The 26202-nt window shown below is 58.3% G+C and carries 27 protein-coding genes; 18 read left to right on the plus strand and 9 right to left on the minus strand.

The genetic code is table 11. The annotated features are described in order from the left end of the window. Nucleotides 1-51: 51 nt before the first annotated feature. On the minus strand, nt 52-780 hold the full coding sequence (locus V3C20_RS01425) for an outer membrane lipoprotein-sorting protein (protein WP_130082983.1): 729 nt from the start codon (nt 778-780) through the stop codon (nt 52-54). Nucleotides 781-920: 140 nt separating this feature from the next. Between V3C20_RS01425 and V3C20_RS01430 the strand changes: the two genes are divergently transcribed. The 7 genes from V3C20_RS01430 to V3C20_RS01460 all read left to right on the plus strand — a co-directional run bounded on the left by V3C20_RS01430 (nt 921) and on the right by V3C20_RS01460 (nt 6590). Then, nucleotides 921-1613, plus strand: a complete 693-nt coding sequence (locus V3C20_RS01430) for a polyphenol oxidase family protein (RefSeq protein WP_130082984.1) — start codon at nt 921-923, stop codon at nt 1611-1613. A 227-nt stretch (nt 1614-1840) separates the two neighbouring features. Then, nucleotides 1841-2761 (plus strand): phage capsid protein, encoded by a 921-nt coding sequence (locus V3C20_RS01435; protein WP_130082985.1) that lies wholly within the window; start codon nt 1841-1843, stop codon nt 2759-2761. Between the two features lie 130 nt (nt 2762-2891). Beyond that, nucleotides 2892-3815 (plus strand): ThuA domain-containing protein, encoded by a 924-nt coding sequence (locus tag V3C20_RS01440; RefSeq protein WP_130082986.1) that lies wholly within the window; start codon nt 2892-2894, stop codon nt 3813-3815. Between the two features lie 185 nt (nt 3816-4000). Further along, nucleotides 4001-4708, plus strand: coding sequence for a type I 3-dehydroquinate dehydratase (locus V3C20_RS01445; RefSeq protein ID WP_130082987.1), 708 nt, complete (start codon nt 4001-4003; stop codon nt 4706-4708). Nucleotides 4709-4735: 27 nt separating this feature from the next. Then, the gene (gene menA, locus V3C20_RS01450) at nt 4736-5662 is read left to right on the plus strand and encodes a 1,4-dihydroxy-2-naphthoate octaprenyltransferase (protein ID WP_130082988.1); all 927 of its coding nucleotides are present in this window, start codon (nt 4736-4738) and stop codon (nt 5660-5662) included. Between the two features lie 38 nt (nt 5663-5700). Continuing rightward, on the plus strand, nt 5701-6132 hold the full coding sequence (locus V3C20_RS01455; RefSeq protein ID WP_130082989.1) for a hypothetical protein: 432 nt from the start codon (nt 5701-5703) through the stop codon (nt 6130-6132). 98 nt (nt 6133-6230) lie between these two features. After that, complete coding sequence (locus tag V3C20_RS01460; protein WP_130082990.1) at nt 6231-6590, plus strand: hypothetical protein; 360 nt, start codon at nt 6231-6233, stop codon at nt 6588-6590. Between the two features lie 7 nt (nt 6591-6597). On the opposite strand, the gene gluQRS is transcribed toward V3C20_RS01460, so the two are convergent. Next, the gene (gene gluQRS, locus V3C20_RS01465) at nt 6598-7446 is read right to left on the minus strand and encodes a tRNA glutamyl-Q(34) synthetase GluQRS (RefSeq protein ID WP_130082991.1); all 849 of its coding nucleotides are present in this window, start codon (nt 7444-7446) and stop codon (nt 6598-6600) included. Between the two features lie 131 nt (nt 7447-7577). Between gluQRS and V3C20_RS01470 the strand changes: the two genes are divergently transcribed. Next, nucleotides 7578-9449, plus strand: a complete 1872-nt coding sequence (locus V3C20_RS01470) for an SLC13 family permease (RefSeq protein WP_130082992.1) — start codon at nt 7578-7580, stop codon at nt 9447-9449. Nucleotides 9450-9784: 335 nt separating this feature from the next. Continuing rightward, on the plus strand, nt 9785-11359 hold the full coding sequence (locus tag V3C20_RS01475) for an SEL1-like repeat protein (RefSeq protein WP_130082993.1): 1575 nt from the start codon (nt 9785-9787) through the stop codon (nt 11357-11359). Nucleotides 11360-11459: 100 nt separating this feature from the next. Here V3C20_RS01475 and gmk read toward each other — a convergent pair whose 3' ends face one another. Genes gmk through V3C20_RS01490 form a run of 3 tightly spaced genes read right to left on the minus strand, consistent with a single transcriptional unit; the run spans nt 11460 to nt 14233 of the window. After that, nucleotides 11460-12056, minus strand: a complete 597-nt coding sequence (gene gmk / locus V3C20_RS01480; protein ID WP_238623765.1) for a guanylate kinase — start codon at nt 12054-12056, stop codon at nt 11460-11462. A 5-nt stretch (nt 12057-12061) separates the two neighbouring features. Next, nucleotides 12062-12937 carry a YicC/YloC family endoribonuclease gene (locus V3C20_RS01485; protein ID WP_130082994.1) on the minus strand — a complete coding sequence of 292 codons (876 nt, stop codon included), beginning with the start codon at nt 12935-12937 and terminating at the stop codon, nt 12062-12064. Nucleotides 12938-12958: 21 nt separating this feature from the next. Beyond that, a complete protein-coding gene (locus V3C20_RS01490; RefSeq protein WP_161981200.1) occupies nt 12959-14233 on the minus strand; it encodes a valine--pyruvate transaminase in 1275 nt (424 codons plus the stop codon). 107 nt (nt 14234-14340) lie between these two features. On the opposite strand from V3C20_RS01490, the gene V3C20_RS01495 reads away from it, so the two are divergent. From V3C20_RS01495 to V3C20_RS01515, 5 genes are all read left to right on the plus strand, one after another. After that, nucleotides 14341-14802 (plus strand): hypothetical protein, encoded by a 462-nt coding sequence (locus V3C20_RS01495; protein ID WP_130082996.1) that lies wholly within the window; start codon nt 14341-14343, stop codon nt 14800-14802. 20 nt (nt 14803-14822) lie between these two features. Beyond that, entirely contained in the window at nt 14823-15830 is a 1008-nt protein-coding gene (locus V3C20_RS01500) for a hypothetical protein (RefSeq protein ID WP_130082997.1), read from the plus strand. Nucleotides 15831-15845: 15 nt separating this feature from the next. Further along, on the plus strand, nt 15846-16865 hold the full coding sequence (locus V3C20_RS01505; protein ID WP_130082998.1) for a thioredoxin family protein: 1020 nt from the start codon (nt 15846-15848) through the stop codon (nt 16863-16865). A gap of 52 nt (nt 16866-16917) precedes the next feature. After that, nucleotides 16918-17730 carry a zinc transporter ZupT gene (zupT, locus tag V3C20_RS01510; protein WP_130082999.1) on the plus strand — a complete coding sequence of 271 codons (813 nt, stop codon included), beginning with the start codon at nt 16918-16920 and terminating at the stop codon, nt 17728-17730. Nucleotides 17731-17828: 98 nt separating this feature from the next. Next, entirely contained in the window at nt 17829-18944 is a 1116-nt protein-coding gene (locus tag V3C20_RS01515) for a DUF805 domain-containing protein (RefSeq protein ID WP_130083000.1), read from the plus strand. 49 nt (nt 18945-18993) lie between these two features. Here V3C20_RS01515 and V3C20_RS01520 read toward each other — a convergent pair whose 3' ends face one another. Continuing rightward, nucleotides 18994-20073, minus strand: a complete 1080-nt coding sequence (locus V3C20_RS01520) for an ATP-dependent 6-phosphofructokinase (RefSeq protein WP_130083001.1) — start codon at nt 20071-20073, stop codon at nt 18994-18996. A 44-nt stretch (nt 20074-20117) separates the two neighbouring features. Then, a complete protein-coding gene (locus V3C20_RS01525; RefSeq protein WP_161981201.1) occupies nt 20118-21089 on the minus strand; it encodes a serine hydrolase in 972 nt (323 codons plus the stop codon). A gap of 176 nt (nt 21090-21265) precedes the next feature. Between V3C20_RS01525 and V3C20_RS01530 the strand changes: the two genes are divergently transcribed. From V3C20_RS01530 to pdxA, 3 genes are all read left to right on the plus strand, one after another. After that, nucleotides 21266-21664 carry a hypothetical protein gene (locus V3C20_RS01530; protein ID WP_130083003.1) on the plus strand — a complete coding sequence of 133 codons (399 nt, stop codon included), beginning with the start codon at nt 21266-21268 and terminating at the stop codon, nt 21662-21664. A 215-nt stretch (nt 21665-21879) separates the two neighbouring features. After that, nucleotides 21880-22131, plus strand: a complete 252-nt coding sequence (locus V3C20_RS01535) for a hypothetical protein (protein WP_130083004.1) — start codon at nt 21880-21882, stop codon at nt 22129-22131. A 23-nt stretch (nt 22132-22154) separates the two neighbouring features. Beyond that, the gene (pdxA, locus tag V3C20_RS01540; RefSeq protein WP_130083005.1) at nt 22155-23024 is read left to right on the plus strand and encodes a 4-hydroxythreonine-4-phosphate dehydrogenase PdxA; all 870 of its coding nucleotides are present in this window, start codon (nt 22155-22157) and stop codon (nt 23022-23024) included. Here the strand turns inward: pdxA and V3C20_RS01545 are convergent. After that, entirely contained in the window at nt 23021-23872 is an 852-nt protein-coding gene (locus V3C20_RS01545) for a hypothetical protein (protein WP_149873325.1), read from the minus strand. The two genes, pdxA and V3C20_RS01545, sit on opposite strands and share 4 nt — an antisense overlap. 371 nt (nt 23873-24243) lie before the next feature. On the opposite strand from V3C20_RS01545, the gene rpsF reads away from it, so the two are divergent. Beyond that, the gene (rpsF, locus tag V3C20_RS01550) at nt 24244-24528 is read left to right on the plus strand and encodes a 30S ribosomal protein S6 (RefSeq protein WP_161981202.1); all 285 of its coding nucleotides are present in this window, start codon (nt 24244-24246) and stop codon (nt 24526-24528) included. A gap of 117 nt (nt 24529-24645) precedes the next feature. Here rpsF and V3C20_RS01555 read toward each other — a convergent pair whose 3' ends face one another. Further along, nucleotides 24646-26193, minus strand: a complete 1548-nt coding sequence (locus V3C20_RS01555) for a serine hydrolase (protein WP_130083008.1) — start codon at nt 26191-26193, stop codon at nt 24646-24648. Nucleotides 26194-26202: the final 9 nt, after the last annotated feature.

The raw sequence follows: 26202 nt of genomic DNA on the forward strand, positions 1-26202 counted from the left end.
CGGCATGAACTCCAATAAAGAACGGTTGTGAAAAGAGGGCGCAGGGCCCTGTTACGGATTTTCCATGTCAATGTAGCTGACGGAGATCGTCTTCCTGGGATTGGACGGGTCTCTCACCTCCACCTTCATCCGCTTGAAGAACCAGGAACCGTCCTTGAGCTTCATCAGGGAATCAATCATGAATCTTTTGGCCAGCTCTCCACGGCCGTCGATGCCGTCTATCTGCCACATGGCCCCGTTTTCCTTGTCAATCCAGACGCGTACCCAGGCGTACTGCCCCACCTTGGGATTGGGATTCGGAATCTGGACGATCCAGCAATCCCTGCCCTTTACCGTGCTGGCCGCGTCGTCCTTCACTACCTTGGCGGCGGGCCAGTACAGGTAGCGCATCGAAAGGTCTTCATACGTCACGTCCGTTCCCGCAATGGGCACGGAATACCGGGTCACAGGCAGAACTCCTGCCCTGCCGTCCTTCCAGGACAGGATTTCCTGGCCGCGGTCCTTGAACTTCAGGTCGAACCTGTTCCAGACTCCGCCCTGCTGGTACTGGAAGACAATCAGGTTGCCGCGCAGGCTCATGGAGAAAGGCACTTTCACGCTGCGCTTGCGTATCTGGCCCTTGACATCCTTGTTTTCCTGTAAGGTGGCCGCCTGGCGGACCCTTTTCAAAAGCTGCCCGGCATCCGGAACCGCTCCCTGCCCCCACATGGGCGCCAGGGAAAGCACCATGACGGCCATGCCCGTAAAAAAAGCTGAAAGTGAAGGGTGTTTTCTCAACATGAATTGCTCATACCATCCCGGAAACGCAGAAAAAAACCTTTTCTCAGTCACCGGAAGGCCTCCGTGACATTTTGCTCCGATTTTGCTCGACTAGGTTATACAAAAAGACAAGATGTGCCCAACGACATTTACCAACCACTATGATGGAAACGCCCGCATTCCTGAAACCCATCCAGTCCTACCCCGGAGAAATCGTCCAGTTTATTGAAAGAATCCCGGGAGTGGACGTAACCGGAGACCGCCAGACCGTCCTGGAACGGCTGGAACCGTACCACAGGGCAGAGGTGGAAACTCTCGGCTGGCGGTGGAAGGACCTGCGCCGCGCAGAGCAGGTGCATGGAACCAGGGTGGCGCTGGTGGGTGACATCGGCTCCAACTATCCCGTGGAAGGCGTGGACGGCCTCCTGTGCTCCGGAGTTTCCGACTGCGTGCTCGCCATCTACGTGGCAGACTGCGCCGCCGTCTGGCTGTACGACAAGGAAAACTGCCACCGCGCCCTGATCCACTCCGGCAAGGCAGGAACGGCAGGCAACATCGTCGCCAACACGATCAGGTCCATGAAAAAATTCCTGGGTGTCGATCCCGCGAACTTGATCGCCGTCATTTCCCCCTGCGTACGTCCTCCGCATTATGAGGAGGACATTCCCACAGCCATCAAGAACCAGCTCCTCAATGAAGGAGTGCTGGAAGAACAGATCCATGACTCCGGGCTGGATACCGCCGCAGACACCAGGCGCTTCTACTCCTACCGCATGGAAAAGGGGCAGACGGGCCGCATGCTGGCCCTGTTCGGGCCGGACCACGCCACGCGCCCCCACCAGATCATCATCTAACCTCAGGGAATCAGAAGATTCCCGCCTCCCTTTTCAGTGCATCACGATTCCGCCGTGGTGCGCTGTTTTTTTGCATGGGCCATATCCGTTTTGCAGGATGGGACCGGCCGCGCAATCCCCGCACGGGGACCAGGCTGCGCCCCTCTGCGGCAGGACCGCTCCGTCCGCACCGGACACGCCAATCCAAAATGCCGCTCCCGCACTTAAACATCATTTCATTTACGATTATGGCAGTAACAATCACAGACAATTATCAGGTCAAGTACACCAAAAAATGGGGCACCCTGCTTCAGCAGCACGCCTCCCGGCTGGACAAATACGTCAGCGTCATGCGCGACTTGAGCGGCAAGGTGGTCTTTCTGGACCAGTTTGGCGTTCTGGACTTCACGGAAAAGACGACCCGCGTAGGGCAGACCGTCCTGAACGAGGCACCCACCACACGCCGTTCCATGCGTCCACGCACCTTCACCAAAGCCATCGGCTACGATGAATTCGACGCCACGCGCCTGGGCGACATGGACCTCCCGGTCAGCAAGACCATTGAGGGCCTCCAGGCCGCCGCAGGCCGCCGCATGGACGACGTGATGATCTCCGGCTTCCTGGATACGAACTATGTGGGCGAGGACGGCATGACCGCCGTTCCCTTCAAGGAAAGCCAGCAGATTCCTGTGGACCATGTGGACAGCGGCACCAAGGCCAACAGCAACCTCACCGTAGCCAAGCTGCGTGCCGCGCTCCAGCTCTTTGAGGAAAACGAGGCCTGGAACCAGGACGCTCCGCAATTCGGCGACCAGCTGGTCATCGCGGTAACCAGCTCCCAAATCATGAGTCTGTTGCGGGAAACGGAGGTCAGCAGTTATGACTTCAACAACGTCAAGGCTCTGGTGGAAGGCAAGATAGACTCCTTCATGGGATTCAAGTTCATCCGCACACAGCGCCTGCCGAAGGCGGAGAACGGCACCCGTTCCTGTCTTGCCTGGGTCAAGAGCAAGGCCCAGTTCGGCATCTGGAACGACTTCAAGGTGAAGCTTTCCGTGCGCGACGACATGGAAGAGGCGCTCCAAATCCGCGCCAAATTTGCCTGCGGCGCCACGCGCCTTCAGGAGGAAGGCTTCGTCAAGATCCTCTGCGACGAAGGGACAAACTAATCCCTCCCTGCAAGCCGCCTCCGCGGCATTTGAGAACCACGCCCCGGACCTTCCCGAAAGGTCCGGGGCATTTCTATTTCTTGCAGGAAAGCGAGTTTGACTTTTGCCGCACGCTGGATAGATTGCCCGGATGAAATGGAAGTTTCTTCCCCTGGTTATCCTCATGACGGCCCTGACGGCTTTTGCCCCGGCAAAAGGGGAGCAGACACGCGTGCTGATCGTGGACGGCTTTTCCAACCACGACTGGAAACGCACGACGGCCTGCCTGACCGACCTGCTGGAAAAACACGGAGGCTATTCAGTGGACGTCAGCACTTTCCCCGCAGACGCTCCGCAGGAGAAACGCGAAGCATGGAATCCGGAATTCAGGAATTACGACGTAGTGATCCAAAACACGAATGGAGGAACACAGGGCCCCGAATGGGGATCAAAAGCCAAAAAATCTCTGGAGCAGTATCTGAAGGAAGGAGGGGGAATGCTGGCCTTCCACTCCGCCAATAACGCCTTTCCCCAATGGCCGGAATACAACCGCATGATCGGGCTGGGATGGCGGCCCCGGGATTACGGCAGCTCCCTGATCGTCACCGATGACGGCGCCGTGCTCCGCCTGCCGCCGGGGGAAGGGGGCCCTACCTCCCACGGAGCGCGGATTGACGCGCTGGTGACGCGCCTGGGGGACCACACCATGCACGCGGGGCTGCCGCGCCAATGGAGGGCGGCGGACATAGAAGTGTACCGGTACACGCGCGGCCCCGCCGAACAGGTGCAGGTGCTCTCCTACGCGCGGGAACCCGCCACGGGGCTCAATTTTCCGATCGAATGGACGGTACGGTACGGCAAGGGAAGGGTGTACACCTCCACGCTGGGGCATGTCTGGCCCGGAGATCCGGATCTGAAGGGCGTGCAATGCTCCGGATTCCAGACCCTGCTTTTCCGCGCCCTGGACTGGCTGGCCGGAAAACCGGTGGACGGGAGTGTCCCGGCGGACTTCCCGCCTCCGGACAAGACATCCCTGAGAACATATCCCGCAGCGTCAGCTTCCGCCGCTCCATGAATGCGGACGTCATCCGGAACGCCTCTGGAGGAAATTGTTCATTCCGTCTATAAGAACAGCCGCTTCCCTTTCCTTCAGAACGGGATTCCGCTCATTCCCGGCAACGCTTCCGGCAAGCCCTTCAAATGGATGAATGTCACTAATAGAAGATTGACCTTCCTTTCTTTGTTGGGATAGTAGGAAGCATGCAGCAGATTTTACGTGAACATCAAACCTATCCGCCCAAAATAGTGGCGTCCATCACCTCCTGGGAGGTCTGGAAAACGCTTAAAGGCAAGGATTTGAAAGACCAGTGCGACTGGGTGGAACTGCGCGTGGACGCGCTGCCCCCGGAGCTTGCGCCGGAACAGGTCATGGAATTCAGGCCGGAAATGCCTTTGCTGGTCACCGTCCGCTGCCATGAAGAAGGCGGCCTGCGCCGCATTCCGGAAGAAGAGCGCTTCTCCCTGCTCCGCGCCTACATGCCTTGCGCCACGGCCATCGACATTGAAATCAAGTCCATGCGCCACGGCAGGGAACTGGTCATGGAAGCCGCCGACCGCGGCATCCTCGTCATCGGCTCCACCCATGACTTTCAAATCACGCCGGGCGTGGACTACCTGCGTGAACAGGAAAAGAAGGCCCGCGCCTACAGGGCCGACATCGTCAAATTCGCCTTCACCCCCTGCGTCGCGGGCGACATTCAGACTGGAGTGCAACTTTTCAAAAAGCCGAAAGGCCCCATCGCCGTGATGGGCATGGGACCGATGGGCCCCGTCTCCCGCCTGCTTTACTCCCAATTGGGCTCCTGCCTGGTATACGGCTACCTGGGGGACCAGGAGGCGGCTCCCGGCCAGTGGCATGTCTCCCTCCTCAAGGAAACCCTCCGCAACCTCGGCCCCATTCTCAGATAACACCGGAGATTCCTTTCCCGCTCTTTCATGAACATCATTACTTCCGCTTTTCTGGCGGCACGCCCAAAAACGCTCACCGCATCCCTGATTCCGGTATGGGCGGGCTGCATGGTCGTGCAGAAACTGACGGGCCACTGGGACGTGCGTCTGGCGCTGCTGACCTTCGCTTCCTGCCTGTGCATCCAGATAGCCTGCAATTTCTTCAACGACGCCATTGACCACGCGAAACACGCGGACACGGAACGCCGCACCGGCCCCGTCCGCATGACGGCCAGCGGAGCGTTGTCCCACAGGGCGGTCATGCTCTTCGGCGGCTTGTTCCTGGCGGCGGCATGCCTTCTGGCCCTTCCCCTCATTGAACTGCGGGGGTGGCCCATCGTCGCCATCGGCATTCCCTCCCTCTACTTCTCCTACGGCTATACGGGCGGCCCGTGGCCTCTGGCATACAAGGGACTGGGAGAAGCATTCGTTATCCTCTTCTTCGGGCTGGTGGCCGTCCTGGGCACCATTCTGGTGCAGATAGGCACGGCCCCGGTAGTCCCCGGCACGCTGGTGGACTCGCTGGCGGTGTACAACGCCGGAATCGTTCTGGGAATCCAGTGCGGCCTGCTCTGCGCCGTCATGATCTCCGTCAACAACATCCGGGACAGGAAAGAAGACCAGACCACCGGAAAGCGCACCCTGGCGGTACGACTGGGGGAAGGAAAGGCGCGCGCCATGGCCCAGGCGTTCATCGTGGCAGCCTACATCACGCTGCCCACTTCCTGCCGGGCCCTGCATCTGGACCTGTCCCGCCTGTGGTGGATGTGGATTCCCTCCATCCTGCTGGGGGGCTACCTGATGCTGCTCATCCGCAAAACGCCGGCGGACAAGAGCATGAACAGGCTCCTGGCCCTTTCCTCCGTCCATTTGATCCTGTACCTGGCCACCTACACAATTTTACCCGGAAACTGAAAAACGCCGCTCCGCCCCACCGTAGTAAAAGACGTATCATGAATCCTCTCAAACTCGTTCCCGTTTTTCTCATTCTTCCTGTACTGTTCTCCTGCACGCAAAAAAGCACTCTGGAAATCGCCACCGGAAAGGTGACGACGATCAAGCTGGGCAATGTCGTCCGCATCAAGGAAATCAACGTGCTTACCTCTACGGATGACGGAACCTTCGCCAACATGGCGGGAACCGCCGCAGAAGCCATGACCCCCGGCATCATCGGCATGGGCACCTCCAAGCTGGCCTCCGCTACAGGCTCCATCGTGGACGGCCGGGTGGAAGCCACCAAAATGATCCGTGTGCGCGTGAAGCTGAAGGACACGAACGAACTGGTGGAAGTCCAGCAGGAGGTCACGCCCAATTTCACATTGAAAATCGGCCAGGAAGTAGTCATTACTCAAGGCAGCACCCCCGGCAATGTCTGGCCGGATTGACAGATATGCGCCGCCCTCTTTCATCCCCCGCTGCTCTTCCCGCTCTTTTCACGAAAAGTGCGGGCATCCTCATCTCCGTGTCACCCCTCGCGGTGTGGATGAAATGGAAAATTCTTCCTTCCGCCGCCCTGCTGGCTCCCCTGGCCGTCATCGGCCTAGTGGCATGCTCCGCACCGTTTTGCAAACGCTCCGTACGCGACATGCTGGAGTCTCTCCTTCCGTCCATCCGCTTCACCTTGGGCGCGGCCCTGGTCTTCACGGCCATTTGCCTGGCCTCCCAGAATTTTTTCATCTTTCTTCCCGAGGCGCTGGCGGCCATGGGAAAACTTCCGCACTCCTTCCTCGTCCCTCTGATTCAGGGAAATCTGCTGGTCCATTTGGCCTCCCTGGCGCTGCTGACTCTGGCGGCGGCGTATTCCTGCATGCGCTGCATGGGAAAACACGGAAAAAACTCCTGAAACGCCCCTACCTTTCCCGCATCATGCGGAAAATATCTTCCGGGCGCATGCCTGCGGCGCGCATCTCCCGCAGGCTCATGCTCCGGTCCCTCTTGGCCAGCCTCCTGCCGGAAGCGTCCCTCACCAGCCGGTGGTGGTACCACTGCGGCACGGGCAGCCCCAGCAGCGCCTGGAGCGTGCGGTGAATTCCGGTTACAGGGAGCAAATCCTCTCCACGGCTCACATGAGTCACCCCCTGGGCCGCGTCATCCACCACCACGGCAATATGATAACTTGCCGGACAATCCTTGCGCCCCAGAATCACGTCGCCGAGTTCCTCCGGACGGCAGACCTGCTCTCCGAAACGCATGTCCCGCCAGACAAGCGGACCGGTAATCCTGGCGGCGGCACGGCAGTCCAGCCGCCATGAAAACGGCTTGCCGGACTTCATCAGCTCCTTCCTCCGCGCCTTATCCAGCTTGAGGCAGGTGCCGGGATAAACATCCACGGCCCCGCTGCCCTGCGGAGCGGCGCCCATGACGGCCACTTCCTCAGCAATTTCCCTGCGGGTGCAGAAGCAGGGGTACAGCACTCCGCGGTCCTTCAACACCTGCAGTGCATGGTCGTAGGAACTAAAGCGCGAGGACTGGACCATCATCGGGCCGTCAAAACGGATTCTCAGCCAGTCCAGGTCCTCCAGAATGGCCTGCACAAACTCAGGACGGCTGCGAGTCTGGTCAATATCCTCCATCCTCAAAACGCACCTGCCGGAAAAGCGGTCCGCCAGGGAGCGGGCCTCCCATGCGGCCAGCGCATGCCCCAAATGCAAGAATCCAGTAGGACTGGGAGCAAACCTTGTTACTATGGGAGAATCCATGCGGCGCACTCACCATAAGGAAGGACAAGGCCCATTTCAAACCCTTTCCGGAAAATTATTGCGGCTTGACAGAACGGCCCCGTAAAAGTAGGAGAGTTGCGCTCCTTATCCGTCAAACCACCCGCCACGACATGCCATTTCCCAACATCGACTTCGCCTCCATCATGGGCTGGCTGGATTCCGCCGCTACCCAGCAATGGATTGTAGGCATTCTTCTCGTCTTCCTGTTCATCAGCTTTATCAGGGAATGGCTCCCGGTGGAAATCACCGCCCTGGCCGGAACCGCCGTCCTGATGCTCACGGGAATCCTGACGACGGGAGACGTGTTGTCCAGCTTTGCCAACAGCGGCCCCCTGACGGTCGTGTGCATGTTCATCCTGAGCGCCTCCCTGGAACGCACGGGCCTCATCGGAGACCTCTCCAAGCTATTCAACAAGGTGGCCAAAGGCAGGGAATTCGCCGCCCTTCTGGTCATCACGCTGGGCGCGTTCGCGGTATCCCCCTTCGTCAACAACACACCGGTGGTCGTCATCCTGATGCCCATCGTCCTGGCCTTCTGCCGCGACCACAACATCGCCGCTTCCAAGCTGCTCATCCCCCTCTCCTACGCCACCATCCTGGGCGGCACCTGCTCCGTTGTGGGCACGTCCACGAACGTGGTCGTGCTGGGGCAGGTTCAAAAGCTGGGCTTTGAAGGCATCCAGATGTTCACCGTGGCTCCCATGGGCCTCATCTATGCGGCGGCGGGACTGCTCTACCTGTGGACGGCAGGCCGCAAATGGCTGCCTTCCCGCCCCACCCTGTCCACCATGCTTCCCGGCGGCATCCAGCGCGACTTCCTGCTCCAGGTCCGGATTCCCGCCGGCTCCTCCCATATCGGAACCACCGCCGTGGACCTGATGCAATCCGAACTGCTGGGGACGAAAATCGTGGAAGTACGCCGCAGAGGCTTCTCCATGCAGGAGGAACTGCAGCACATCACGCTGGAGGAAGGAGACCGCGTGCTGTTCCTGTGCAACGCCAGAAAGGTCAACCAGGTCCGGGAGGCCAAAGGCGTGGACCTTGGCTGGGATGACAGCCGCGGGCTGGAAACCATGGAACAGCGCGACGTGCAAATCGTGGAAGGCATGATCGCCAACAACTCCGAATTCGCCGGGCAGTCCCTCGCGGAACTCAAACTGCGCCAGCGGTTCAACATCTTCGTACTCGCCATTCACAGGCAGGGCAGGAACATCACGGACATGGGATCGGACACCAAGCTAATTGCCGGGGACACCCTGCTGCTGGAAGGTCCGCAGGAAGGCATGAACCGCATCCTCACCAAACAGCGCATCATTCCCCTCAGCCAGCGTCCGGCGGACGCCCACAACCGCAGCAAGCAGGGCTGGGCCATTCTGGCCATGGGCATCTTCATCTTCATCGGCCTGCTCGGCTCCTTTGAACAGTATGGGGAATTCTTCAAATTCTTCGCGCGCTTCAATCCCTTCTACCTGGCCTTCATCGGCGCCCTGATCGTCGTCATCTCCGGCTGCATCAAGCCCAAGGAAGCCTACCAGTCCGTGGACTGGGGCATCATTTTCCTGATTCTGGGCATGCTCTGCGTGGGGGAAGCCATGAGCAAGACGGGGCTTGCCAAGGCCATCGCCTTCGGCGTAGTGGATACCATGGGGCCTCTGGGCTGCCTGTTCGCCATCTCCGGCCTGTACCTGCTGTGCTCCATCCTGACGGAAATGATCTCCAACAACGCCGTGGCCGCCGTCATGGGCCCCCTGTCCTATGAAATGGCCCTGCAATTCGACGCCAATCCCCTCCCCTTCATCCTGGCCGTCATGTTCGGCGCCAGCGCCAGTTTCTCCACCCCCATCGGCTACCAGACCAACACGTACGTGTACAACGCAGGCGGCTATAAATTCAAAGACTTCGTGAAAGTCGGCCTCCCCCTCAACCTCCTGCTCTGGGTCATCTTCACCTGCTCTATCGGCTGGCTGTACCCGCTCAAATAGGAAAAAGGCCATTCCGGCAAAAACATTCAAGCCTTCATCCCCTTGAAGGCTTTTATTTTTCCAACGTTCCTCCGCAGATTCAGCACCGGAAACGGATATGGCAAACACGAAATTTTGCCGGCATCCATTACAGGAATGTGCAATATACGGCACATTTTTATTCCGAAATATACGGAAATCAAACTGCTGAAATTCTCCGCTACTCCCGTTATCCTTACTCCACGGTCAGCCGCGAGAAAACACCCGGAGCCGTTCATCATCCAAAATATATTTACTTTTCCTTTCTTGATATTAACATATTTTTACTGTTCCAAGCTTTTCATATTCATAAAATAATGTCTCCCAATCCTTCTGTTCTCTCAACTTCTCCTCCTTGCGGGGAAAAAACGCTCCATGCAGGCAAGGGTTCACTTCTGCCGGTCCTGGTTCTTCTGGCAGGCTGCGGCCTGTCCGTACCTGCAGTACTCGCCACAGAGGGGACGTCTCCCCCCGCAAATTCCTCAACAAACGCAAAGGGGACCTCTCCGGCTTTCCAGAAGACTCTCAAGGCCGCGCGGCAGGGAGATATCCAGGCACAGAGAAACCTTGCCGTTTTCTATGCCACAGGAATAGGCGTCAACCAGGACGACAAGGAGGCTCTCCAATGGTTAATCCGGGCTGCGGAACAAGGAAACGCCGAGGACCAATATAATGTTGGCACTTATTATGAGCACGGGAAAGGCACGGCCCAAAATTCCGGGGAAGCCGTCAAATGGTTTACTATGGCTGCCCGGCAGGGAAATGCTGACGCACAATACAGCCTCGGCATAGCCTATTACCAGGGAAAAGGCGTGAACCAGGACTTCCAGGAAGCCGCAAAATGGTTCGCACTGGGAGCCGCACAGGGAAACGCTGACGCGCAACACAACCTCGGTGTGCTTTACCAGGATGGGCAAGGCGTCCCTCAGGACTTCAAAACAGCCGTCAAATGGTTCTCCATGTCTGCCGAACAGGGGAATGCCAAAGCCCAGACTGTCCTCGGCGGCTGTTACATGCGGGGAACAGGCGTAAATCAGGACCTGCAGAAAGCCATTAAATTGTTCCTTCTGGCGGCGGAACAGGGAAACGCCCAGGCACAAAACAATCTGGCCTTCTGCTATGAAAGCGGAACCGGCGTGGACCGGGACCCCAAAGAAGCCGTCAAATGGTTCACCGCTGCCGCCAAGCAGGGATACACGCAAGCCCAGAACAATCTGGGCCTTTGTTATCTTGAAGGGAACGGCGTGGACCAAAATCCCGGGGAAGCCGTCAAATGGTTCACCACTGCCGCCAGACTGGGTGACTCCCAGGCTCAAAACCAGCTCGGCACCTGCTGCATGGCGGGAATAGGCGTGGACCAGAACCCCGGGGAAGCCGTCAAATGGTTTACCGCTGCCGCCAAACAGGGGAATGCCCTGGCTCAGGAGAATCTTGCCCAGTGCTATCTTCAGGGGCTGGGCGTTCCTGCGGACTTCAAGGAGGCGGCCAAATGGTTTATTCCGGCCGCCAAGCAGGGACAGGCCTCAGCCCAATATACCCTAGGACTTTTTTATCAGGATGGCATAGGAGTGCCACAGGATATTGAAGAAGCCGTGAGATGGTATACCGCCGCCGCCAAACAGGGGAACCCCCAGGCGCAGAACAACCTCGGCGTCTGTTATTTAAAAGGAACAGGAGTAAATCAAAATCTCAAGGAAGCCGCCAAATGGATTACTCTGTCAGCGCAGCAGGGTGCTCCCGAGGCCCAGCATACCCTCGGGGTTTTCTACGAAAAAGGAATAGGAGTGGAAACGGACCTTTCCAAGGCAAAGGAATGGTGGAAAAAAGCGGCGGACCAGGGCTTTGAGCTTTCCGTTCAGAAATTAAAGGAATACCCGTCCCTGTTTCAATAAAAGGCATTGCTGCTGTAAAATATATTCGGAAAAACTTTCCTTCTCCCTTCTCTATGGTAAAGAATAAAGGGAGAAGGAAAGAAGGCCGAATTCCGGATTCCTATTCCCGCATCAGTCCCACGCGCATGGACTGGCACTTGATCAGGGCGGAAAAAGCGGCGTAATCCGCCTCCCGGTCGGAGGAAACCAGGCAGTACTGGTACTGCGGCAGGCAGGCGTCTTCCTGCGCGGCGTTCCGCAGACGCAGGGAAATGGTTTCATCACCATCCGTCTGCCGTCCGCAAAGGCGCTTTTTCAACTCCTGCTGCGGCACATGAATGTAAACGTCCGCATAACACCGGGGAAGAATGCCGTCCCGGCACGCGCGGACCTGGGCAGCCCCCTGCACGTCAATATCCATCACCACGGTTTTCCCCTGTTCCAGAAGGTCCAGAATGTCCGCCTTCAGCGTGCCGTAGCGGTTGCCGTGTACCTCCGCGTATTCCAGAAAATCCCCCTTCTCCACCCTGGCGGCGAATTCGGAGGGAGTCAGGAAGTGGTAGTCCACGCCGTTCACCTCTCCCGGCCTGGGCTGGCGGGTCGTGCAGGAAATGCTGTACACGCACAGTCCGTTTTCCGTCGCCCGGCGGCATAAAGTCGTCTTTCCGGAACCGGAGGGACCAGAAACCACCAGCAAAGTTCCCAAATGCTGTTTCATGGCTGTTATTCGATATTCTGAACCTGTTCCCTGATTTTTTCCAGTTCCGTCTTGGCGGCCACCACCAGATGGGACAGCGTGGAGTCGTTCGCCTTGGAACCGATGGTGTTGAATTCCCGGAAAATCTCCTGGCAAAGGAAGTCCAATGGCCTTCCGGCGGGGGCGGAAGAATCGCACAGGGTGCGGAATTGGTCAAAGTGGGAGGAAAGGCGCGTGGTCTCCTCGGAAATGTCGCATTTGTCCGCAAACAGGGCCACTTCCCGGATGATGCGCTCGTCATCCGCAGAGACGGAAAGGTCCGCTTCCGCCAGGCGCTTGAGCATGGCTTCCCTCAGCCTGACGGGAACGGAAGGGGCGTGTTCCGCGATCTTGTTCCGGTACTTTTCCAGGGTTTCCAGCTTGCCGAGCACATCCGCCTTCAGGTTGGCGCCCTCCGCCGCGCGCATGGCGAGGAAATCTTTCAGGGCCGCCCTGAGGGCCTCTTCCACCGCAGGCCATGCTTCCTCCGGGGAAAGCGCGGTTTCCGCCTCGGAGGCGATGATGTCCAGCCTCAGCAGGTCGGACGCCTGCAACGTCATGGGCCGGGCCGCCAGATCGGAGGCGCGGTTCAGCAGCCCCACTAGGGAGGCCAGCTTCCTTTCGTCCAATTGGAGGGAGCCGTCCGCTTCCTCCGTCCGTTCCAGGGAGATGGAAACACCTACGCGGCCACGGGAAACGCTTCCCTGCACGATGGAGCGCACGGGGGCATCCCACTCCGCGCAGTTGCGCGGCACGTTGACGGCTATTTCCGTCTGCTTGCGGTTTACTCCGGATATTTCAACTGGAATGTTGTAACGGTCTGTCTGGGCAACGGCTCTACCAAAGCCGGTCATGCTGTTCATGGATTGCGATTTCGGATTGGGTTAGGAATGGGTATAGGCGCGCTTCACTTCGTCAGCCACGATGGAAAGCCCCTTGCGCAGCAGTTCTTCAGTCTGAGTGAAGCTGATGCGTATGCACTCATGCCTGTGGGGCCACGGCTCCCGGCCCTCCGGCAGGGCAAAGAAGAAATGATGGCCCGGATTCACGAAACAGCCGCGAGCCTTGCAGCGTTCATACAATTCCTGGCAGGTGATGGGGAGACCCTCAAACCACAGCCACAGGAACATGGCCCCTTCGCTTTTGTGCACGCGCCAGGGAATCTCTTCCCCGAAAAGTTCCGGCAACAGGGACAGAGCGAAGTCAGCCCTGCTCCGGTAAAACGGCGTCAGTGTTTCACGGCACACGTGCTCCAGCGTGCCATCCTCCAGATAGGGAGTCACCAGCGCCTGCCCCAGATTGTTGGGGCACAGGGAGGAAGTCGTAACCATGCTGACCACGGCGCGGATGATGTCCGGCCGGGCGATCACGATTCCGGTGCGCGTGCCTGGCAGTCCGATCTTGGACAGGCTCATGGTCAGGATCATGTTCTCGTCCCAAACGGGCTTGACCGGGACAAAGCAGATATTGGGCAGTGGCGCGCCGTACGCGTTGTCGATCATCAGCGGCACTCCGGCGCGGGAAGTCAACGCCCGCAGGCGGTCCAGCTCCTCGTCCGTCACCACGTTGCCCGTCGGATTCGTGGGGCGGGACATGCAGACGGCAGCCGTTTCCGGGCGGACGTCCAGACGGTCAAAGTCGATCACGTACTTGAACAAATGCTCGTCCAGCATGCGGATTCCAGGGCGGATGCCGCGGAACATCACGCCGCCGCACAGGGACTGGGACTGGTAGCCCACATAATCGGGACAAAGGGGAAAGAGAATTTCACGGATGCCGCCTTCCGCACAGGGGCCGGCAAGCATATTGAAAAGCGTGAAGCAGGCCATCTGGCCGCCCTGGGTGATGGCGATGTTCTCCGGCTTCAGGTTCCAGCCGCAGCGGTCATTGAGAAAGCGGGCCAGGGCACGAATAAAGGCAGGGTCGCCCCCCGGATGGGCGTAATGGCCCACGAGCACGTCAAACCGCCCGTCCCGGACCAGTTCCATCATGCTGCGCCGCCACAGTTCCGTCACTTCCGGAATCACGGCGGGGCTCCCCCCGTTCAACTGGCACAGGCCGGGATCTCCGGAATGGAGGGCCTTGAACAAATCCTCCATCAAATCATCAATCCCGGTCCTGGCCGTCAGATGGCCTCCTATCTCCGATAATTGCATCATGCCGGGGGCATTGTAGCCGCACGCGCGTTTTATGCGAGCAAAATCATTGTTTTGCAGGCGCATGAACAGTTTGACTTTCCCCCCCGATCAAGGGCATAATCCCCGGCATGTTCAATATCGTGCGATTCACCAGGCCAGCCTTTCCGGCACTGGCGCTTGTACTGACCCTCTCCGCGTGCGACAACGGCACGAACACGGCCCTGACCTCCCTGATTACGGGCGGGTCCACAACGGAACACCAGCAGCTCCACGCACAGCTCCAGCAGACGAAGGAAGCCCTGGCCCAAATGGACCAGGAAATCAGGCAGGCAGAATCCCACGACGCACGCGTGAATTACGATCTGCAGAAGCGGCTTTCCAATCCCGGAAAAATCCGAACGCCATTCACGGTAAAGGATATGGACATCCTGCCCTCCAAGCGCCGGGACTTCGAACACCTGTGCTTTGACATTGAAGACATGCGCAAGACCCTGGCGCACCGCAAGCAGGAGTTCCACGCCCTGCAATACCAATATAACGCCTACGCCGCCAAACTGGCCGACTTCAAGCAATCCCACCCGGTGGACTAACCCCAACCCCTGCCCTCTCCATGACTGATTCCTCCTCTCACGAACCTTCCTCCCCCGATCCCTCCGTTTCCCAGGAAGACGAAGTCCGCTTCGCCCCCAAACCGGAACGGGATGAAGCAAAGAGGGAAAAGGATGCGCCCCGCACCCCGAAAAAACGCCTGAAAACCTCTCTGGACGTCGTTGCGGAACACGCCGCGGAAGAAAATACGGCCCAGCAGGAAGAAGAGATCAAAAAGGCCAAGGGCGACGCTCTGTTCTGGAACCTGTGCCTGGGCCTATTCGCCCTGATCGTCATCGGTGCGGGCTATATTGTTTATGAAAAATTCTCCCATCTTCCGAACCCGGTGAAAGATACGCGGGAAGCGCTGGAGGCCAGCCATGCCCTGCTTCTGAAAAAGCAGGAACAGCTCAGGGATATACGGAACAGGACCGCCCCCAAGGAACAGCTTCTCAGCCTGCTGGATATTTCCGAAAAGACCGCGACCGATCTGGAAGACACCCTGAAATCCATCGAAAAGGAGAAAATGCGCGTTGCCGGCATCCGCGGGGAAATCCGCTCCTATTACGACCGTTACCGCCAGGCGGCCAGGGCCAAGGCCCGCGGCCGCAAGTTCGACATTCTGAAAACCATCCATTCTGGGAAAACCTACCTGAACGTGGAAATCACGCGAGTGGAAAACGAATTCGTACGCATCCTGCATGAACAGGGCACCACGTCCATCGCTGCCGGGGACCTTCCCGACGACATCCGGGAACTGCTGGCTTATGGGGACCCGCTGAACATCACAGCCATGAACCAGTCGGACGCAGCCCTGGAGAACCCCATCATCCGCAGGGATGCCTCTCCTTCTCCCGCGCCCCCCACCCCCGCACCCGCTCCGGAGAAAAAGAAAGTGGTGGTGAAGGACCTGGATCCGCCCGCAGGGCCGCCCCGGATTGAAACGCCCACCAACACGGGAAATTCCGACGCCCCTTCTTCCGGCGCCATCTGGGTGCCCCCGGCTCATTCCCCGCTGCCCCCCATGTAACGTTCTTTCAACATCATGAATACATTCGCATTGCCTATCGTGGCCGCGCTCATTGCCGGTGCGGCCGTAGCTTCCGAAACGTGGAGCACCAACCCTGCGGAAGCCATGCAGCAGGCCGCCGCCCAAAAGAAGGGAGTCATGCTGGAATTCACCGGATCGGACTGGTGCGGCGCCTGCATCTCGCAGAAGACGCAGGCTTTTTCCCTTCCGCAAGTCCAGGAGGCCATCGGGCGTGCCTTTATCCCCGTAGAATTGGATTTTCCACGTAAAAAACAACAGGACGAACAGACCAGGGCATCTTTTGATTCCTACAAGAAATCCTATGGCATCACCGGCTTCCCGTCCCTGGTCTTCACGGACGCGCAGGGCAGGCCCGTCCACTCCGTCGTGGGATACGGCAGTCCGGAACAGGTCATGAAAGACACGGCCCAGGCGGAAAAGGCCCTTAAAGCCCAGCAGGAGTTGACGGACAAACTGGAAGGGAAGCTCTCCAGCCAGGAGCGCAGGGACACGCTTGTCCAGCTTTTAAAGACAGTGCCGCAGTCCAGCATCCGGACTTTCTACAAGCCGGCCCTGGAAGAACTGGGCACGCTGGACCCGCAGGATACTACCGGCATCCGTGCCGCCCTGGAACGGAAAGACCTGCTTAAAACCCAGTCCACGGAAATGGTGCAAAACCTCAGGGAAAACAATTTTTACGCATTGGCTGCCAAAGAGCCCGGCAAAGCCATCGCCATCCTGGACAATTCCCTGAAAAAGGACGGTCTTCTCCCGGAGATCAGGCAGTCCCTTCTGCTGACAAAGGCGCGTCTTCTCATCCAGCAGAACAGGGTGAATGAAGTGGAAGAGCCCCTGAAAAGCGCCATCTCCCTTCTTCCGGACAGCGACGACGGCCGCGCTTGCAGCAGGCTCCTGGCCAACCTGCCTACCATCAAAAAGGAACGGGAAAACTTGAAGCCGGGAGAACAGCCGCCTCTGCCGCCCGGAGCCATTCCGGCCGTCAAATGCATCGTTCCGCCCGCCGCCAAGAAGTAATATTTCCGCTGCGGGAGCGCCGGACCGTTTCGCCGTTCCCGCAGCTCCTTCCATGGACCTTTCCACCAACCACATTCTCACCGTCTTTCTGCTGACAACGCTGGCGGGACTTGCCACCGGCATAGGAGGCTTTATCGCCTTCTTCATGAAAAAGACGGACACGAAGGCGCTCACCTTCTCCCTGGGCTTCTCCGGCGGCGTGATGGTGTACATTTCCCTGGTGGAACTGCTGGGGGAGGCCCAGCACCGCCTGATCGAATTTAAAGGCCACACGGCAGGGTCCTGGATCGCGATTGCCTCCTTCTTCGGAGGAATCGCCGTGGCGGCGCTGATTGACTACCTGGTGCCGGAAGACGAAAATCCGCACGAAGCGCGCGGACCGGAAGACATCCACGGCAACGGTAGCGGAGAATTCTCCTCCGCCAAAATCAAAAGGTCCGGCGTCCTGTTCGCTCTGGCCATAGGCATCCACAACTTTCCGGAAGGCATCGCCACCTTTGCCGCGGGGCTGGACTCGCTGACTCTGGGGACGTCCATCGCCTTGGCCGTGGCCGTGCACAACATTCCAGAAGGAATCGCCGTGGCCGTTCCTCTTTACTACGGCACGGGAAGCCGGAAGAAAGCCGTGTTCTACTCCTTCCTGTCAGGCCTGGCTGAACCTGTCGGCGCGGCGATTGCCATGATCTTCCTGTTCCACTTCCTGACGCCCACGGTACTCTCCGTCCTGTTTGCCTCCGTGGCCGGAATCATGGTCTTCATTTCCTTTGACGAACTGCTGCCCATGGCGGAACGCTGGGGCCACCACCACATGTCCATCATAGGCATCATCGCCGGCATGCTGCTGATGGCCGTCGTCCTGGTCTGACCCAGCGCGTTTTCCTCCCCTTTCCGTGTCTTTGCAAGTCCGGCATTGAGCGTTCGGGAGCTTCCGGCGGTCAAAAACGGCAGTATCCCCTCTCATCCATGCCGGACGTCTCCATTTCCACCCCCACCCCCGCATCCCTCCCTGCGCAAGCTTCAGCTTCCCCCCTTGAATACTGGAAAAAAGGATTTCTTCATTACGCAGAATTCAGGGGATGCGCCTCTCGCCCGGAATTCTGGTGGTTCATGGCACTCCCTCTTCTGGCCCTGGTTCCGGCCCTAGCGGGCTATATCATTACGGACTGGCTGCATATTCCCAACAGGAGGGTGAGCGTTTACGGAGATGCCCTGACCATTCTCCTGTGGGTTGCGCTGGTGCTTCCCTGCGTGGCCGTCACGTTCAGGCGCCTGCACGATACGGGCAGAAGCGGGTTCTGGGCACTCGTCCTTCTGCTTCCCTTCGGCTTCGGACGCCTGCTCTTTTTCTATCTGACTTTGAGCGAAAGCAAAACGGAAAACAATAAATACTGCGGAAACGCCTCCGTACGGGCATCCGCCGCTCCGGCCGCTGCGGAACAGGGGCCGGCTCAGGAACAAGCCGCGCAACCGTTGACGCCCTTTTATCTTTACTGGCTCATCAGCCTGCGGAAGCTGACTACGGCGGCGGGACGGGCTTCCAGAGCGGAATTCTGGTCCTTTTTCCTTCTCTCCCTCTTCCTGTTCCTGCCACTGGGGTATAACATGGTGGACTACGACAGCACGGTCCTGCATCCGTATTTTTCCCCTTCCCGTGAAATCCTGCTTTACATCGCCCAGCCTCAGGACGCCCTGATCCTGCTGGCCCATGCCTGCGTCAATCCCACTTTTTATTTCTTCTACCAGTCCGGAGACCTGAGCACACTTTCCCTGGAACTGCTGATCGGTGTGGCGGGATTCAATATAATGTTCAACGCCGCAGCGGCCATGCGCCGCCTGCACGACGGCAACCTGAGCGGCAAATTCATCCTCATACCCGTCTGCATTTTCATCATCTCCGTCCTGCTCATCATCCTGCTGCGCGTGATTCCGGGTGACATCACCCCATACCTGCCCTACCTGACGCTGTGCTCCAACCTGATGGACCAGCTTTCCATCCTGTTCCTGGCCATGATGCTGATCAAAGGAACAACCGGGCCGAACAAGTACGGCACCCTTCCGCAAAAAATAACCGTATCCTGAAACCCAGGATACGGTTGAAGAATGACAAGAAGACAAGGGAAATGCGGCGTCAATCGCCGAAGCAAACGCCCAGGTCGCGAGCCGTACGCACCATCTGGCAGTCCGGGTCAACCAGCTTGAGGGTCTTCACGGCCTCTTCAATGGGAACGGCAACCATCTGCGTTCCCTTGAGGGCAACCATGTAGCTGAACTTTTTGCGTTCCACCAGCTCCACGGCATAACTGCCGAAGCGCACGCCCAGAATGCGGTCGTAAGCGCAGGGAGAACCGCCGCGCTGGATGTGTCCCAGGACGCAGGAGCGGGTTTCAATGCCCGTCGCCTCCTCCAGTTTTTTGGAGATCACCTTGCCGATGCCCCCCAGACGCACTTCCCCCTGGGTTTTCTCGTTCAGAAGCACCAGTTCGTCCGCCAGGCGCGCGCCTTCGGAAACTACCACAAGAATTTCACGCTGTCCCGCGGCCTTGCGGGCCTTGATGCATTCTACCACATTCTCCAGGGAGAACGGGATTTCCGGCAAAAGGATCACATCCGCACTGCCCGCGATGCCCCCTTCCAAGGCAATCCATCCGGCATGGCGGCCCATCACTTCCACCACCATCATGCGCTGGTGCGCGTTGGCGGTGGTTTCCAAACGGTCCAGGGATTCGGACACGATGGCCACGGCACTGTTGAAGCCGAAGGTCACGTCCGTAGCGCCCAGGTCATTGTCAATGGTCTTCGGCACGCCGACGACAGGCAGGCCGATTTCAGCGAGAAGAAGAGCCGTGGACTGTGAGCCGTCGCCGCCCACCACGATCAGGGCGTCCAGCCCCAGGCGCTTGACGGTAGCTTTCGTCTTTTCCAGGACGGACGGTTCGATTTCCCCCTTCTGCCCCACGCCCACCTTGATGGCGAAGTTCCCCTTGTTCACGGTCCCCAGAATGGTGCCTCCCTTGGCACGCAGACCGCGGCACCCGGCAGGGGTCAGCCATTCAAAACGGTCATCGCCCTCTTCGGAGAGAAGGCCTTCAAACCCATCGTAAAAACCCACGACATTCCATCCACGGCGGGATGCCGCACCGACAACGCCCTCAATAACTGCGTTCAGGCCGGGACAATCCCCGCCGCTATTCAAAACACCAATATTCATATGCGGTGCCCCTTATAGCAGAAAATTCCGGGGGCGTCTACTTCCTATCGCTTTTCTGTACCAGATTTCACAGGGAGCTGCACGAACTCCTTGGGATCTTTCATGTCCATCCCGGAGGCCTGCCAGTTTTCCCACACGCGCCAGCCGGTATTCAGCATCTGGCGTGCCAGGGAATAGCGTTCTCCGGTCCCAAGCACCGCAATGATCATGCGCTGGGGATAAATCACTTCCGTCCCGGTCTGGGGGCTGCGGCGGGCGATGGCGTTCCGCGTGGCGCTGAGCAGCAGGCATTGTCCGGCGGCGCGGGAGGAGCCCGCCTTGATGCCGTCCACGCCGGAAGTGCTCATCATCTTGTTGTTGTTGGAAATATCATACATCGTCGTTCCCTTGGTCTGGGACTGGACGCCGATGCGGCGGCTCGCCTGGGAGACGATATAGCAGAAGGCGGGATTCTGCATGCTGTACATGCCCAGCAGGGCCATGTCCAGGGCGCAGGAGGTGGAAACGGCATTGCCGGCATCCAGGCCGTGGGGGGCGGTGAAGCGCGTCTTGGTCATTCTGAGGGAACGGGCCAGATTGTTCATTTCCGACACAAAGGCGGCAATGGGAGTGCCGCTGCCCCGGCGGGACACCAGGTCACGGCCCACAAAGGAGGCTATCGTCAGGGCGGAGACATTGTCCGCCCCCAGCAGGGTGGAATACAGGGCATCCCGCAACGTCAGGCGGTCGCCAGGCTGAAGGTCCATGGGATTCCCGGCGCGGAGGCCAAACGCTTCCTGGGGAACGGTAATGAACGTATCCAGGGGCAGGCGCGTGCGGGCCACCCAGTCCAGGGTCACCATGGCGGTAGCCACCTGGGATAGGCTGGCCACGGGCCTTCTGGCTTCCGCGTTGGAACTGAAAAGAAGCTTGCCGGAATTGGCTTCAATGGCGATGTAGCTGGGCTTCTCCTGCGCCTGGGCGGAAAACTGGAACGCGCAGGCCAGCGTCAGAAGGAATGCAAATAACTTTTTCATGGCAGGACCGGCGGGATAGTGCCCGTTCCCCCACTGTTTGAAAAGTCTAAAATATTTTCCGTCCATCACTTATATGTCATGACACGGAAAAACGCATTGACCTTTCAACGGCTATCCTATTTGTTGGAGGAAGCCGTTTCCCTAAAAACGGCTTCCTCCACGCCGCCCCAGAGACCATGGCCTGCATTCAATTATTCCACAGCCGGGACTGTCCGGGAAACATCCTGCACGCCAATGCCCTCCGGGCGCTGGAGAATCTGGACCGGGACATTCCGGTGGAACAGGTGGAGGCCGGACCGGAACATGACGGCAGCCCGCTACCCGTTCTTGCCGTCAACGGCCGCATCGTGGTCTCCGGCGTGGAACCTACCGTCCGTGAACTGGAACTGCTCCTTGCCGACCATGTGGACGAAGACGGAAAATCATCCTGCGGTTCTTGCGGCCCCTGCGGCATGGAATGCGGCGGATGCCACGGGTGCGAAAATGGAAAAACGCCCGCTAGCCTGGCCGGGAAAATCATCGGCTTCATCATTCTGCTCATCATCCTGTTTACGGCGGTAAAAATCCTTTCCTGATCCCGCGCTCATACAAACGCCGCCCGGGACTTCTTCCCTGCGGCCCATGCTCCGGGCCAGGAGCTTGCATACACTGCGACGGCAAGCCTCCCCCTGCATGAAAATGCGCGCCTTGTGGCGAAAGCGGACGCAGCGGCCTGCGGCTTTTATCCAGCCCGCGCGCACGGTCTCGATAATTTCTTGAATTTCCACAGCACGCATCACACAGTAATGCCATGCGTTCCTTCTTCGGTTCCATTCTTCTGATTCTGGTCCTGGCCGCCCTGGGCGCCACGATCTACTATCACTGGTCAACCAACTCCCATCTGGAATTCGAACTCCGCCATCCGGACGAACCGGAAAAGACCACCAAGGTGATCAAGATGGGAAAACGCTCCGCCCCCCCACAGCCGGCTGCCGTTCCGGCCCCGTCCGCTTTCCCGGCGGAGGAAGAGTCCATTCCGGAGGCTGTTCCCGTTCCCGAATAATCTCCATCCCGTCCCATTTTCCCATGAAACCGGTCATTGGATACACGCTGGGCGACCAGGCGGGCATAGGCCCGGAAGTGGTCGCCGCCGCCTTGTCCTCCGGAGAACTTCCGGCGGGAGCGGAATACCGGCTCATCGGACGCCGGGAAAACGTTCCCGTGGGCAGGCCGAATCCGGAATCCGCCAATTATGCCTTTGAACATCTGGAACAGGCGGCCCAAGCTCTCCGGGAAGGAGTAATCGACGCCGTCGTGACCGCCCCCGTATGCAAGGAAACGCTGCACGTGGCGGGCTTCCGCTGGCCGGGACAGACGGAATTTTTTGCAGAACGCCTGGAAACGGAGAATTACGCCATGTGCCTGACCGGGAAAAAATTGACGGTAGGCCTGGCGACCATCCACACCTCCCTGCAAAGCGTGCCCTCCTTGCTGAATACGGGGGAGCTGGTCCGCATCGGAATGCTGCTGAAAGATTTCTGCCGCCGCAAGGGCATTTCAAGGCCGCGCATCGCCCTGGCGGCCCTGAATCCCCACGCGGGAGAACACGGCGCCTTCGGCAATGAGGATGAATCCATCATTTCTCCGGCCGTGGAACGGCTGAAGGAATTATGCCCGGAAGCCCTGTTTGAAGGCCCTTCCGTTCCCGATTGCGTGTACCGGGAGGCGGCGGAAGGACTTTATGACGCCGTGCTGGCTCCCTACCACGACCAGGGTCTGATTCCCCTGAAGCTGGTGGACTTCCACACCGCCGTCAACGTCACGCTGGGCCTTCCTAGCCCCCGCCTGAGCCCGGACCACGGCACCGCCTTCAATCTGGCGGGCACGGGAAAAGCCAACCCGTCCAGCACCATCCATGCCTTCCAACTGGCTGTCCGGATGGCTTCGGCGCGTTAACGTCCGCTTTCCCGGAGCGCCTTTTCCTTCCACAACCGGACGATTTTTTCAGGAGTCTCTATCCAGTAATACCGGCTTGTTTCATCAATAACGGGAGTCCCGTCCTCTCCCTCCTTCCTTTCACCCATCATGAAGATGGCTGCGACGATCATATCCGCCAGCGAACGTTCCAGAAACTCCTGTCCGTGCCCCTGTTTCACGATCCAGCACCATTGCTCCGGCGTCAGGGGAGGCAGCCTGGAGAATCGTTCCGCTTCCTCCAATCTCCTGTCCGCATGCTCCCGGATTAATTGAGCACGCCTCTCCCGGCAGGCACGGACCAATGTTCCGTACAGAAATTCCATGACCCGGTCATTCAGGCAATATTCCAGCGTCTTTTCCACGCAACCGCCGCAGATGGGATCATGATTCATTTGATAAGAGAGGGAATTATCAGGGTCCAATTTCCAGGCTACCAGCTTTTCATAGGAATCTCCATCCGGAGAAGCCGGCAGGGGCAATGAAGCCCCGGCAATGAAGTCATCCAGGGAATCCACAGCCGTTTTGGACACGAACAACAGCCTGCGCAGCGCAGCCATTGCCTTTTCCGCTTCTTGATGGGAAATAACGCCTTCCTCTTCCAGCCTTGCCAGGGAGACAAGCTTATCCTGGTCCTTCTTCCCCTTGTCCGTCAAAGATTTTTTAAAATTCTCCGCTTCAAATTCAGCTATTTGGCACCACTCCTGCGGTGTCGGCGCGCCGGACATGAATGCCTCCCTCCACCGTTTTTCCTGCTTGTCAGCCTCCCTGCTCAGTTCTTCCGTTACTTCCCTGCATGACGTGGAATCCTTGATTCGGGTTCCAATCATCTCCAAAGCTTGGGAAAACACGTCATTTTTGGTCATCACATCCACTATCCGGACACCTGCCACCGCATGAATTCCGCATACTGCCCAGCATAGGAAAATAATTCGTAAAAAAATCATGACTGCCCAGAATAATAAAATCGTCGGCGGCATCAATTCTTTTTTCCTGCCCCAGCTTCCTTCCATATCCAAAAGTCAATTTTCTCTTTCTGCGCACCGCCCCGGCATTTCATCCGCAGGGGCGGCATGCAGGAAACGGCCTGTTCAGAAGACAAGGTAAAAAATAGGCTTGCTTTCTGATGGCAATCATTGCACCTTATTTGCCCGCAAGGTGCGTACCGTTCGCACGACACATTTCTAATTATAACAAGACCATGAGAAATTACGAAGCTCTTATCGTATTCAACATGAAAGGTACGGAAACCACAGTTGAAGAACTGATCAATTCCGTAGCCGCCACGATGAAGGAAGAAGGTGCCGACATCACCGCCACCGAAAACGTAGGCCGCCGTGAATTCGCCTATGAATCCCACCATCTCGCCGCCGGCCAGTACGTGACCTACACCTTCACGGCGGACCCCTCCGCCATCAAGACCATCCGCGAACGTCTTCGCCTGAATCCCCAGATTCACCTTCAGTACTACAAGCTGATCGGCTAAATCCAGTCCATGCGGACGAAGCATCCGCTCCTTGCTTTTTTTCAAAAGGAACCGCCTCCGTGAAAGGAGGCGGTTCCTTTCTTATAACTACTGTATTCACAACGGGAAGACGGATTCTCAATAAACATTGGCTGCCCGGGAGGCAATGTCCCGGAGCAGCTGGCGAATGGCGGCAATGGCGGGCATGTCTTCCACACCGTATGCTTTAGCGATTTTCTCCATATGGGGAAAGCTGATCCAGGTGCTTCCCCTGCCGTCTTCCCACACGGCGATGTGCAGGGGCAATTCCGTGGCAATGCCTGGATTTTTCAGCATCAGGTTCGTTCCTACCTTGGGGGAGCCAAAGATGACAACCCGGGAGGGCGGCATTTCCAACCCCGCTTCCCGTGCATTTTTTCCATGGTCAATCCTGGCAAAAACGGGAATGGAGCGGGCAGACAATATCTTTTCAATACGGTCCATCGTTTCATCCACCCCGAATACGCTTTCGTAAAGGTACAGAGAGTCGTCATTCAGATGGCTGGAACCGAGCCCGGAGTCCAGGGCGCCGGCAATGCGGCGAGCCAGATTGGTCAGGTCTACCCCTTCCCTGTTGGCGGTCAGCGTCACGCACACCAGCTCCGCAGGGTCTGTGAACCGGCAGATGTAAGAGGAAAATCCCGGAATTCCGCCTTTGATGTCCATCAGCCCCTTGTGGTGCGGGAACTGCCAGCCGGCCATGGCCGGAACTATTTTCCCGTTGTCCAGGCGGACGGGCTTGTAAATCATGTCCCGGTGCTTTTCATCCTTCACCAGGATGGAGCCTGCCAGACAGACATCCCAGAAGCTGATTTCCTCCGGCGTGGACCAGATGTCCGCAAAACCGCGCAGGGAAGAACGGGAGGGCGCAGGAACCGGAATAATCTTCCCGTCCTTCACGGCATATCCGGAGGCCGTTTCAGCAGGGTTTACATAAGCTTCGCGCGATTTGAACAGAGTATGCCTGTTGCCGTGTTCGCGTACGTTATCCTGCTCCACGGCTCCCAGGTCCTTGCCGAACATGGTATGGTTCAATCCCAGCGGCAGGAACTGGCGCTGCCTGACGAATTCCTCATAGGGCATTCCGGCCACAGCGTCAACAACCATGGAAAGAAGAAGAAAATTGGTGGCGCTCTGCCGTACGTCCGTTCCGGAGGGAAATTCCAGATCCGCCAGCCTGACCAGGGACAGAAGCTCCGCCGGGTCATAATCACGCGCCGCATCATACTGGGAGGACTTCCTGTAATCCGGAATTCCGGAGGAATGCTGCAAAAGCTGTAGAATCGTAACGTTTTTCCACGCTTCCGGCATGTCCTTGACAAAACGGGATACCTTGTCCGTGATTTCCATGCCGCCCTGTTCCACCAGCTGGAAGGCGGCGATGGCGGCATACCCCTGGGATATTTCCGCCGCGGGCCACAGGGTATTTGTGGAGGCAAGGAGTCCGGTTTCCGCATTGGACACGCCATAGCCCACAATACGGGGGATGTAGGGAGCCTGGACAATGGCGAGCGTCATGCCGGGAATTTTCTCCTCCTCCATGAAATCGTAGATCAACTGGTCAATAGACCGATCCAGATAGGCCACACGGGAATTTCCGCGCCCCCGCGAGGGGAGCTGCACGGCAATGGAATCATCTTGGGACATATTCGCAGG

This window comes from Akkermansia sp. RCC_12PD (assembly GCF_036417355.1).
GTDB lineage: Bacteria > Verrucomicrobiota > Verrucomicrobiia > Verrucomicrobiales > Akkermansiaceae > Akkermansia.

Bases quoted from the DNA above. Each gene is read 5' to 3' on its own strand.
- V3C20_RS01425 (WP_130082983.1), bottom strand. From the start codon at position 780: ATGTTGAGAAAACACCCTTCACTTTCAGCTTTTTTTACGGGCATGGCC.
- V3C20_RS01430 (WP_130082984.1), top strand. From the start codon at position 921: ATGATGGAAACGCCCGCATTCCTGAAACCCATCCAGTCCTACCCCGGA.
- V3C20_RS01435 (WP_130082985.1), top strand. From the start codon at position 1,841: ATGGCAGTAACAATCACAGACAATTATCAGGTCAAGTACACCAAAAAA.
- V3C20_RS01440 (WP_130082986.1), top strand. From the start codon at position 2,892: ATGAAATGGAAGTTTCTTCCCCTGGTTATCCTCATGACGGCCCTGACG.
- V3C20_RS01445 (WP_130082987.1), top strand. From the start codon at position 4,001: ATGCAGCAGATTTTACGTGAACATCAAACCTATCCGCCCAAAATAGTG.
- menA (WP_130082988.1), top strand. From the start codon at position 4,736: ATGAACATCATTACTTCCGCTTTTCTGGCGGCACGCCCAAAAACGCTC.
- V3C20_RS01455 (WP_130082989.1), top strand. From the start codon at position 5,701: ATGAATCCTCTCAAACTCGTTCCCGTTTTTCTCATTCTTCCTGTACTG.
- V3C20_RS01460 (WP_130082990.1), top strand. From the start codon at position 6,231: ATGAAATGGAAAATTCTTCCTTCCGCCGCCCTGCTGGCTCCCCTGGCC.
- gluQRS (WP_130082991.1), bottom strand. From the start codon at position 7,446: ATGGATTCTCCCATAGTAACAAGGTTTGCTCCCAGTCCTACTGGATTC.
- V3C20_RS01470 (WP_130082992.1), top strand. From the start codon at position 7,578: ATGCCATTTCCCAACATCGACTTCGCCTCCATCATGGGCTGGCTGGAT.
- V3C20_RS01475 (WP_130082993.1), top strand. From the start codon at position 9,785: ATGTCTCCCAATCCTTCTGTTCTCTCAACTTCTCCTCCTTGCGGGGAA.
- gmk (WP_238623765.1), bottom strand. From the start codon at position 12,056: ATGAAACAGCATTTGGGAACTTTGCTGGTGGTTTCTGGTCCCTCCGGT.
- V3C20_RS01485 (WP_130082994.1), bottom strand. From the start codon at position 12,937: ATGAACAGCATGACCGGCTTTGGTAGAGCCGTTGCCCAGACAGACCGT.
- V3C20_RS01490 (WP_161981200.1), bottom strand. From the start codon at position 14,233: ATGATGCAATTATCGGAGATAGGAGGCCATCTGACGGCCAGGACCGGG.
- V3C20_RS01495 (WP_130082996.1), top strand. From the start codon at position 14,341: ATGTTCAATATCGTGCGATTCACCAGGCCAGCCTTTCCGGCACTGGCG.
- V3C20_RS01500 (WP_130082997.1), top strand. From the start codon at position 14,823: ATGACTGATTCCTCCTCTCACGAACCTTCCTCCCCCGATCCCTCCGTT.
- V3C20_RS01505 (WP_130082998.1), top strand. From the start codon at position 15,846: ATGAATACATTCGCATTGCCTATCGTGGCCGCGCTCATTGCCGGTGCG.
- zupT (WP_130082999.1), top strand. From the start codon at position 16,918: ATGGACCTTTCCACCAACCACATTCTCACCGTCTTTCTGCTGACAACG.
- V3C20_RS01515 (WP_130083000.1), top strand. From the start codon at position 17,829: ATGCCGGACGTCTCCATTTCCACCCCCACCCCCGCATCCCTCCCTGCG.
- V3C20_RS01520 (WP_130083001.1), bottom strand. From the start codon at position 20,073: ATGAATATTGGTGTTTTGAATAGCGGCGGGGATTGTCCCGGCCTGAAC.
- V3C20_RS01525 (WP_161981201.1), bottom strand. From the start codon at position 21,089: ATGAAAAAGTTATTTGCATTCCTTCTGACGCTGGCCTGCGCGTTCCAG.
- V3C20_RS01530 (WP_130083003.1), top strand. From the start codon at position 21,266: ATGGCCTGCATTCAATTATTCCACAGCCGGGACTGTCCGGGAAACATC.
- V3C20_RS01535 (WP_130083004.1), top strand. From the start codon at position 21,880: ATGCGTTCCTTCTTCGGTTCCATTCTTCTGATTCTGGTCCTGGCCGCC.
- pdxA (WP_130083005.1), top strand. From the start codon at position 22,155: ATGAAACCGGTCATTGGATACACGCTGGGCGACCAGGCGGGCATAGGC.
- V3C20_RS01545 (WP_149873325.1), bottom strand. From the start codon at position 23,872: ATGATTGGAACCCGAATCAAGGATTCCACGTCATGCAGGGAAGTAACG.
- rpsF (WP_161981202.1), top strand. From the start codon at position 24,244: ATGAGAAATTACGAAGCTCTTATCGTATTCAACATGAAAGGTACGGAA.
- V3C20_RS01555 (WP_130083008.1), bottom strand. From the start codon at position 26,193: ATGTCCCAAGATGATTCCATTGCCGTGCAGCTCCCCTCGCGGGGGCGC.